Source organism: Paracoccus sp. (in: a-proteobacteria) (assembly GCF_047973135.1).
In the GTDB taxonomy this organism is placed as follows: Bacteria; Pseudomonadota; Alphaproteobacteria; order Rhodobacterales; family Rhodobacteraceae; genus Paracoccus.
The window spans coordinates 1-7,178 of the sequence record NZ_JBKEBL010000310.1; the positions used below are offsets into that span (position 1 = coordinate 1).

At 66.1% G+C, this 7,178-nt stretch carries 6 protein-coding genes; 5 read left to right on the forward strand and 1 reads right to left on the reverse strand.

Annotation, left to right across the window (positions count from 1 at the left end; translation table 11 throughout):
- The first annotated feature begins 955 nt into the window (after positions 1–955).
- Together ACK5L9_RS22410 and ACK5L9_RS22415 are read left to right on the forward strand one after the other, a co-directional pair.
- Entirely contained in the window at positions 956–2,371 is a 1,416-nt protein-coding gene (locus ACK5L9_RS22410) for an amidase (protein ID WP_416913675.1), read from the forward strand.
- Positions 2,372–2,380: 9 nt separating this feature from the next.
- A complete protein-coding gene (locus tag ACK5L9_RS22415) occupies positions 2,381–3,118 on the forward strand; it encodes a GNAT family N-acetyltransferase (protein ID WP_416913676.1) in 738 nt (245 codons plus the stop codon).
- Here ACK5L9_RS22415 and ACK5L9_RS22420 read toward each other — a convergent pair.
- Positions 3,090–3,941 (reverse strand): DUF6920 family protein, encoded by an 852-nt coding sequence (locus ACK5L9_RS22420; protein ID WP_416913677.1) that lies wholly within the window; start codon positions 3,939–3,941, stop codon positions 3,090–3,092. The genes ACK5L9_RS22415 and ACK5L9_RS22420 overlap by 29 nt on opposite strands.
- 97 nt (positions 3,942–4,038) lie before the next feature.
- Here ACK5L9_RS22420 and ACK5L9_RS22425 point away from each other — a divergent pair, with 97 nt between their 5' ends.
- The 3 genes from ACK5L9_RS22425 to ACK5L9_RS22435 all read left to right on the forward strand — a co-directional run bounded on the left by ACK5L9_RS22425 (position 4,039) and on the right by ACK5L9_RS22435 (position 6,734).
- Positions 4,039–4,689: a TetR/AcrR family transcriptional regulator gene (locus ACK5L9_RS22425; protein WP_416913678.1), complete on the forward strand. Its 651-nt coding sequence runs from the start codon at positions 4,039–4,041 to the stop codon at positions 4,687–4,689.
- Between the two features lie 72 nt (positions 4,690–4,761).
- On the forward strand, positions 4,762–5,724 hold the full coding sequence (locus ACK5L9_RS22430) for a CobW family GTP-binding protein (protein WP_416913679.1): 963 nt from the start codon (positions 4,762–4,764) through the stop codon (positions 5,722–5,724).
- A complete protein-coding gene (locus ACK5L9_RS22435; protein ID WP_416913680.1) occupies positions 5,709–6,734 on the forward strand; it encodes a WD40 repeat domain-containing protein in 1,026 nt (341 codons plus the stop codon). The genes ACK5L9_RS22430 and ACK5L9_RS22435 overlap by 16 nt, the downstream gene beginning before the upstream one ends.
- Positions 6,735–7,178: the final 444 nt, after the last annotated feature.

Consider the following 7,178-nt stretch of genomic DNA (forward strand, 5'->3'; position numbering starts at 1 on the left):
CCTGCAACAGTGTAGCACCAGACAGGCAAACGCAGCTTGGGCGGAGAGGGGGATGCGCGCCGGGCAAAGCCCGACCCGCCCGCTGCCGCCCGGCTTAGGGCGCGCCTTCGGCGCGCGCTGGGGTCTGTGGGTGGTTGGCGTTGAGGCGAAACAGCCCTTGCCGGTCGGTCAGAGCGTGTGATCCGCTGTCGGGCCGGGCCTGCCGCTGATGACCCGGTGCCGCAGGCTTTGGCCGGGGGTCCGGGGGATGCACTCCCCCCGGCCACCGCGGGACGCACATCAGCAGCGGTAAAGTTCCGCAAACGTTCCCAGCAACGCTCGGCAGCGGTGTACAGCCTGTGCGCTTGCTGTGCCGCCCCGGTGCGCACTCTGTGCCGCCCAAAACCCCGCATCTGCTGGCCTTTCCCTGTACCACCCCGGCCAATCGTTGCGCGCACAGTCAAAGCAACGCGCGCAGCCGTCGCGCCGCTGTCCGGACGCCCGCCGGCCTTCCGGTCCGGCTGTCGGGGGTGCGTCATTCGGGCAGGCACCAGATCGGGCAGACCTTGCTTATGCGGAGAGGGGGTGCGGGCCGGCCGAAGGCGCGCTTCGCGCGTGCTTGCCCGGCAAACCGGAACCGCAGCAGCCATGCGGCCCGGAGGGAAGATGGCCGGGGGTCCGGGGGATGCAATCCCCCCGGCCATCGCGGGACGCAAAACAGCAGCGATGACCTCACAGAACAGCACTGCCAGCACAACAGGCCTGCGGTGACGCACCCGAACGATGCGGTGCCTCGTTGCAGCGCAAGCGTGGCACCTTCGGCACCCGGCGGATCGCGCAAAAAGCCCGCCCGGCTCTGGTCGTGGCGGGACGAATCGAAAACCGCCGCTGCATGATATATCGCCTGGGCGGGATAAATGGGCTGGACAAGGTGCCTGTCCTGGGCAGTCTGAAGGCGGACAGGGAAGGGGACATCATGGACGATCCAACGCAGATGACGGCCAGCGGCCTTTCGCGGGCCATCGCCGGGAAAACCCTCAGCGCCCAGGCCGTCATGGCCGCGCATCTGGACCGGATCGAGGCGCTGAACCCGCAGATCAACGCCATCGTCAGCCTGCGCCCGCGCGATGAACTGCTGGCCCTTGCGCGCGCCGCCGATGACGGCCCGCGCAAGGGCTGGCTGCACGGGTTGCCCATCGCGGTCAAGGATCTGGCGGCGGTCAGGGGACTGCGGACGACCTGGGGCTCGCCTATCTTCCGTGACCATGTGCCAGCCACCGACGATGTCGTCGTGGCCCGGATGCGCGCGGCGGGGGCGATCTTTATCGGCAAGACCAACACGCCGGAATGGGGCCTCGGCTCGCACAGCTTCAACGAGCTGTTCGGCGCAACCCGCAACCCCTATGACCTGACGCGCAGCGCCGGAGGATCATCGGGCGGGGCGGCGGCGGCGCTGGCGGCGCGGATGGTACCGGTGGCGGATGGCTCGGACATGATGGGCAGCTTGCGCAACCCCGCCGGGTTCTGCAATGTCTATGGCTTCCGCCCAAGCTGGGGCCTGGTGCCGGGCGATCCGGTCGGCGACAGCTTCATGGCGACCATGGCCACGCTGGGTCCGATGGCCCGCTGCCCCGAGGATCTGGCGCATCTGCTGACAGTACTGGCCGGCCCCCACCCCGCCCTGCCTTTCGGTCGCGAGACGCAGGATTTCGCGGCGGCCCTCACCGGCCCTGTCGCGGGCACCCGCATCGGCTGGCTGAGCGACTGGGGCGGGGCCTACCCGTGCGAGGACGGCATCCTGCCGATTTGCGAGGCCGCGCTGTCGCAATTCGCGGATCTTGGCTGCAAGGTGGTCCCCCTGCCCGCGCCGTTCCCCGCCGAAAGGCTGTGGCAAAGCTGGATGACCCTGCGCGCCTTTCTGAATGCCGGGGGCAAGCGCGCCATGTATGACGATCCCGCCCGCCGGGCGCTTCTGAAACCCGAAGCCGTGTGGGAGATCGAGCAGGGCCTGAACCTGACCGCCGCACAGGTCTATGAGGCCAGCGAGACCCGCAGCGAATGGTACCGCCGCGCCGCCCGGCTGTTCGAACAGGTCGATGTCATCGCCCTGCCGGTTGCGCAATTCTGGCCCTTTCCGGTCGAATGGCGCTGGCCCGGCACCGTCGCCGGGCGGCCTGCCGACACCTATCACCGCTGGATGGAGATCGTGGTCCCGGTCAGCCTGGCTGGTCTGCCCTGCCTGTCCGTCCCGGTGGGCTTTGGCGCAAACGGCCTGCCGATGGGCATGCAGCTTGCCGGCCCCAGCGGCAGCGACGCCGCGATCCTGCGGCTGGGGCAGGCTTGGCATCATGCAACGGACTGGCCCGGCAAGCGGCCTCCGCTGCAGGGCTAGGGGGCAGCGATGGAGGATTTCCGCCTGATCACCCCCGATGCCGCCAATCTGCCCGCCTGTCGCGAGGCGCTTTCGCGTGGCTGGTCGCCCGACAACCTGCGCCCTGGGGCGCGCCATGAACTGCTTGCCCTGATCGCGCGCGATCCGGCAGAATATCTGAATAATCTGAATACAGAAGATCCCAAGGGGCGGACCATCACCTTGCCCGATGGCAGTACGGTTCCGCGCCTGCCCAATCGCACCCGCTGGATATGGCATCAGGGCTTCGCCGGTCAGATTTCGCTGCGCTGGCAACCCGGCACCGACGCCCTGCCGCCGACCTGCCTGGGCCATATCGGCTATTCCGTGGTGCCATGGCGGCAAGGCCATGGCCGCGCCGCCACCCGCGCGCTGGCCGCCATGTTGCCTGAGGCGCGCGCCTTCGGCGCGCAGTCAGCCCGTGGATGGCAAACCGCGCACCCGGCAGGCCAGAATCCGCAGCACAACCACCAAGGCCCTGACGGCCTGGCAGCACACCCGCCAACGAACACCCCGCTCGCCGCAGGCTTATGCCGGGGGTCCGGGGGGCGCATAGCCCCCCCCGGCCATCGCGGGACGCAAATCTCCGGCGGTGCCGTCGGACAGGCAATTCCGGTAAGGCGCGGCAGAGTACCGGTCGGGTATGCGCGCTGCCGTGCCCCCCTGCATCTGAGGGGCATTCCGCGCAGCGCAGGCCAGGTCAGTTGTCCTGAAACCCGATCACGGTGATGCGGCCCTGCCAGAAGGGCAAAAGCCGTTCACCCGACTTGCGTGAGATGGCAAAGTCATGCGGGATCATCTGGGTTCCGACCGGGCGGTAATCGCCGCGCGCGACATGCTCGCCCGAGCCGTGATAGGGCGTGGTCAGATCTCCGTCCTCTTCGGCGAACATTTCGGTCATGCGTCCCTCGGCGTCGAACCGGGCGATCAGGCTGGCGGACAGACCGTCGGCGCTGACCGTGGCGCGGGCAGTATCGTTGTCGATTGCCTCCCATGTGACCGGTCCGCCGGGCAGCAGGCCCTGGGGATAAAGCGCGCTTTCCAGCAGCCAGCGGCGCAGCGAGATTCGGTTCAGCTCGGGTGTTTCGCGTTCGTCCACCACGGTCAGCGTGGACATGACCTTTGCCTTCATCTCCATCTGGCCATTCGCGAAGAAATCATAGGCCCGCGCCCAGATGCCGGGCAGCACCGGGGTCGTGGCGGCGAACATCAGGGCGGGTTCAGCGACGGCGATGGTCTGTTCGGCGGTGGTCGGGTTGAAGGTTTCGGTCAGCGGCCGGCGGAACTGCCCCTCGGCCTCAAGGTGCATGACGGTATGGGGTGGTACCGGGCCGGTAAAGACGAAATCGAAATAGCGCCGCACCGGCTCGGGCAGTTCCGCCATGCGCGTCGGGTCGGGGGTGGCCGCGGGGTGGGCCAGCCCGATTTCCGTCACGCGGGCGGCAAAGCCGTCAATATCGGCCTCGGTCCGAAAAGACGACCAGCCGATGAAAGCCGCGCCCGCGACGATCAGGGTAACTGCCACGATGGCGAGAAATCTGAAAAACTTCATTTTTTGCTCCTGCAATTTCCGTACACAAATGTACCGCCATTGATCTTTTCGTATATGCGTGTACAGTTTCTGTCAAGGCAAGGGCGAATGACGCGACATGAAAACGGACAAACAGGATGAACGGCGGCGGCAAATCGAGGTTGCAGCCTTTGAATTGCTGGCCGAAAAGGGCTATCGCAGCACCAGCATGCTGCAAATCGCCAAACGGGCCTCGGCATCGAATCAGACGCTTTACGCATGGTATGGCAACAAGCAGACGCTGTTTCAGAACCTGATTGAGGGCAATGCGCGCGAGGTGACAGAGTTGCTGCGCGACGCTTTGGCTGGCAGCGGTGATCCGTTGGAGGCGCTTGCCGCCATCGGCCCGCTGTTTCTGACCTTCACCACCGGCGACAAGGCGATCATCGTCAATCGCGCCGCCATCGCCGACGCGGGCGAGACCGGGTTGCTGGGCGAGGCAATCGACCGGGGCGCGCGGCAACAGATGCTTGGGCTGATCATGGCAATCATGGGGCGGTTGGTGGCGGCGGGCACATTCCGGCCTGCAACCGACCCCGCCGAAGCAGCCGAGACCTATGTCAGCCTGGCCCTGGGCGAAATCCCCATGCGTCAGGCTCTGGGACGCCTGCCGCCCCTGACCGGCACGGAATGCGCCGCCCGCGCCGCGCGTGCCCTGAAACTGACATGCAGTCTGTACCGGCAGGAACCGGCGGGGCAGGATCAGGCGGGGCAGGGCCAATTATTGTAATGTTATAGCATCTCAATTATACGAAAAGGGAACGACCGTTCGCCGCCAGGCACAGACCGTCAAGGAGGAACCATGAACGATCAAATCCCCGTCACCGTCCTGACCGGCTTTCTGGGGGCCGGCAAGACGACGCTGCTGAACCGCATCCTGACCGAGGAACACGGCCGGAAATACGCCGTCATCGTCAATGAGTTCGGCGAAACCGGCATCGACAACGAACTGGTCGTCGATGCCGACGAGGAAATCTTTGAAATGAACAACGGCTGCATCTGCTGCACGGTGCGCGGCGATCTGATCCGCATCCTGTCGGGGCTGATGAAGCGGCGCGATTTCGACGGGATCCTGATCGAGACGACCGGCATGGCCGATCCCGCTCCCGTGGCCCAGACATTTTATGTCGATCAGGAGGTGGCCGGGAAAACCCGGCTTGATGCCATCATAACGGTGGTGGATGCCGTCAACCTGACCACCCATCTTGACGAGGCGCATGAGACCGCCGAACAGATTGCCTTTGCCGATGTGATCCTGCTGAACAAGGTCGATCTGGTGGACGGGGCCGGTCTGAAAGCCGTCGAGACCCGCATCCGCGCGATCAACCCCTATGCAAAGATCGTGCATTCGGAAAAATGCGGCGTGCCGCTGGATACGGTGCTGGGGCTGGATGCCTTCAGCCTGGACCGCGTTCTGGAAATCGAGCCGGATTTCCTGACCGGCGATCACGATCACGAACACGAGGATGACGTGACCTCGGTGTCGCTGCATCTTGACGCGCCGCTGGACCCGGACCTGTTCAACCTGTGGTTCGGCAGGCTGCTGCGCGAGCGGGGGCAGGACATCCTGCGCTCGAAGGGGATCCTGTCCTTCAGGGATGACGACCAGCGCTTTGTCATTCAGGGCGTCCATATGCTGATGGATGGCAATTATCTGGGCAACTGGCCCGCCGGGCAGCCGCGCGTCTCGAAACTCGTGTTCATCGGCCGCGATCTGGACAGCATGTCGCTGAAGGAAGGGTTCGAGGCGTGCAGGGCGACGTGATGGCGGCCCGGCAGGGGCAGCAGGGTCAGGCCTTCGATCATGACACGGGCGCGGTCCCGGTGGCCGCGACCGCCGTGGCCGATACGGTGATTTCGGCCTGGGGCGATGGCCATTTGCGGCTGTTCCGCCCCGACGCCGCGCCTCGGGCGATCCGGGTCCATGACGGCGCGATCCTGTCCATGGCCCGCGGCCCCGAGGACATGATCCTGACCGGTGGCGACGACGGCCTGTTCGCGCGGATCCGCGACGGACAGCCCGAAGAGATCGCCCGCTTTCCGCGCAAATGGGTCGATCACGTCGCGGCGGGGGAATCGGGCGTGGTGGCCTGCTCGGTCGGGCGCATCGTTCATCTGCACGAACAACCCGCCGGGCATCGGCACGAGCTGGCGCATCCCTCGTCCATCGGCGGGCTGGCCTTTGACCGCAGGGGCAGGCGGCTGGCCGTCGCGCATTACGGAGGCGTCACGGTCTGGTCCAGGGTCAAGAATCGCTGGAAGGGGACGCGCCTGATATGGGCGGGCAGTCACGGACGGGTGGTCTGGTCGCCGGACCACCGGTTCATCGTCACCTCGATGCAGGAAAACGCGCTTCATGGCTGGCGGCTGCGCGACAAGGCGGATCTGCGCATGTCGGGCTATCCGGCCAAGGTGGCCGGGCTGGCCTGGGCAGGGGATTTGCCGTGGCTGGCGACCACCGGCGCAGGGCAGGCGATCCTGTGGCCCTTTGACGGCGCGAACGGGCCAATGGGGCGTGGCCCGCTGACGTTGTGCGGACTGGACGGGCAGGCGCTGGTGACTGCGGTTTGCGCCTTGCCGGGGCAGCAGGGGATCCTGGCAGGCTTTGCCGATGGCAGCATCCAGCGCGCTGACCTGTCCGGGACCACCCCGCCCGTGCCGGTCAGAACCGGCGGGGGCAGCGCCGTGACCGTTCTGGCGACCACGGCAGACCCGACCCGGCTGTTCGCAGCGGATGACGCAGGCCGGGTGCTGTGGAGGACGCTGGAAGGCTGACCACCACCCGCGCGGCAGTGGCAAGAAGGAACGCGGCGCGGTTCCCGTACGGATCAAGCACCCGCAGACGAAACAGAACGAATTGCGCCACACCAAACACCGGCAGTTCCGCCGCAAGGGCACCGGTCATGTCCCGGAACTGGTGGAAATTCCTGGCCACCTCTGCAATCGACCGCCCCGACCGTCAGACAGGCCATTCTGGGCACCTTTACACGACCGCCACAACGACAATGCCCTCATTGTGAAAAGCTCATCGCAGAAAGCTCAGGATAAAATCTGCCAAAGTCGTGATAGGTAACGGGCATCCTGGGCTCTGTCACGAAGGTTTGCCCCTTTTGCCGTCACTGCCCCACTGCGGTCCGCATCCGTGCGACCGCATCCTGACCCGCATCCTCGCGCAGAAGCTCGAAATAAAAAACCGAACCGGGGTTGGCGGGCTCATAG

What these genes read in the sequence shown, in the direction of transcription:
- ACK5L9_RS22410 (WP_416913675.1), top strand. Translation starts at nt 956, where the DNA reads ATGGACGATCCAACGCAGATGACGGCCAGCGGCCTTTCGCGGGCCATC.
- ACK5L9_RS22415 (WP_416913676.1), top strand. Translation starts at nt 2,381, where the DNA reads ATGGAGGATTTCCGCCTGATCACCCCCGATGCCGCCAATCTGCCCGCC.
- ACK5L9_RS22420 (WP_416913677.1), bottom strand. Translation starts at nt 3,941, where the DNA reads ATGAAGTTTTTCAGATTTCTCGCCATCGTGGCAGTTACCCTGATCGTC.
- ACK5L9_RS22425 (WP_416913678.1), top strand. Translation starts at nt 4,039, where the DNA reads ATGAAAACGGACAAACAGGATGAACGGCGGCGGCAAATCGAGGTTGCA.
- ACK5L9_RS22430 (WP_416913679.1), top strand. Translation starts at nt 4,762, where the DNA reads ATGAACGATCAAATCCCCGTCACCGTCCTGACCGGCTTTCTGGGGGCC.